Source organism: Kitasatospora sp. NPDC056531 (assembly GCF_042794375.1).
Classification (GTDB): Bacteria; Actinomycetota; Actinomycetes; order Streptomycetales; family Streptomycetaceae; genus Kitasatospora.
The window spans coordinates 1-1,159 of the sequence record NZ_JBHTTU010000389.1; the positions used below are offsets into that span (position 1 = coordinate 1).

Sequence of the window (1,159 nt, forward strand, 5' to 3'; positions counted from 1 at the left end):
GTCTGGGAGCGGTTCGACGTCGCGGTGGTCTCCGAGCGCGAGGGCATCGCCAAGCCGGACCCGGCGATCTACCGCACGGTCCTGGACCGGATGGGCCTGCCCGCCACCTCCTGCGTGTTCGTCGACGACCAGCCGGCGAACCTGCTCCCGGCGGCCGAACTCGGCATCACCACCCTGCTGGCGGACGGTCTGCCCGGAACGGCGGGACGCCTGGCACGCCTGCTCGGCCTGGACCTCGGCGGCCCGGCGGCCGGGGGGAAGGCGTAGGCGGTCACTGGGGATGCAGCACGGCCCTGACGATCTCGCGGACGCGGTCCTGGCTGATCCCCTCGCGCTGTTCGACGGCGAGCGGGTGGTCCGTGGGCTCCAGCTCGATGAACGGTCGCTGCCCGACCGGCCGAGTGTGGGCGTTGGTCTTCAGGTTGACGGTGCTCGGCGAGTAGACCGGCAGCTCGGTGGTCAACCAGCCGAAGTACGGCGGCTCGGCCTCGCGGCCCGCACTTTCCCAGAGGTCCACGGTGCGGGCGAAGTTGGCCTTGCTCAGCGAGACCCACACGCCCCAGGAGAAGACGTCCGCGCTGCCGATCACGGGTATCTCGATCAGGCCCTTGACGAAGAAGTGCTCGCCCTTGATGACGCACTGGTCGGCGGAGAGCATGCTGTCCGGGTCGTCCTCGAAGGACGGGTCCCAGACGTCGGGGGCCACGGTCGAGAAGTTGAGCGGCAGTTCGTCGTGCTGGTCGCCGCAGCAGGTGCAGGTGTAGCCAGGATCGTCAGACATGGGGGTCAGCGTACGTCGTGCCACTGGCAGTGAGTTCTCCCGCTGACCTGGGGGGATGCGGGTTCGGCCTGTCCGGCACGGCAACACAGGGGCGCGGCGGTCTGCCGCCGGGCCGCCGCTGCCGGCGGCGGTCCCTGACCTCGGGACCGCCGCCGGGGGAGACCCTCCGTCAGTCCTTGCCGCCGCCCGCCTTCAGCACCTGGGCCGCCGCCACACCGGCCGCGCTGTTGCCGTGGCCGCCGCCCTCGACCTCGGCCGCGACGGCGAGGTCGTTGCGGTAGGCGATGAACCAGCTGTTGGTGGCCTGGCCGGAACCCGCCTCCACGGTGCCGGTCTTGGCGCCGATCTGGCCGCTCAGCCCGGACATCGGGGCACGGG

2 protein-coding genes and 1 pseudogene are annotated in these 1,159 nt (G+C 71.6%); 1 reads left to right on the forward strand and 2 read right to left on the reverse strand.

The genetic code is table 11. The features are described from left to right. Positions 1-267: HAD-IA family hydrolase (locus ACFQ87_RS46675; RefSeq protein WP_380617124.1), on the forward strand; the 267-nt coding region annotated here is incomplete at its 5' end. A 4-nt stretch (positions 268-271) separates the two neighbouring features. On the opposite strand, the gene ACFQ87_RS46680 is transcribed toward ACFQ87_RS46675, so the two are convergent. After that, entirely contained in the window at positions 272-781 is a 510-nt protein-coding gene (locus tag ACFQ87_RS46680) for a DUF2199 domain-containing protein (RefSeq protein ID WP_380617125.1), read from the reverse strand. 169 nt (positions 782-950) lie between these two features. Continuing rightward, positions 951-1,159 (reverse strand): annotated as a pseudogene (locus tag ACFQ87_RS46685) (penicillin-binding protein); the annotation flags it as partial.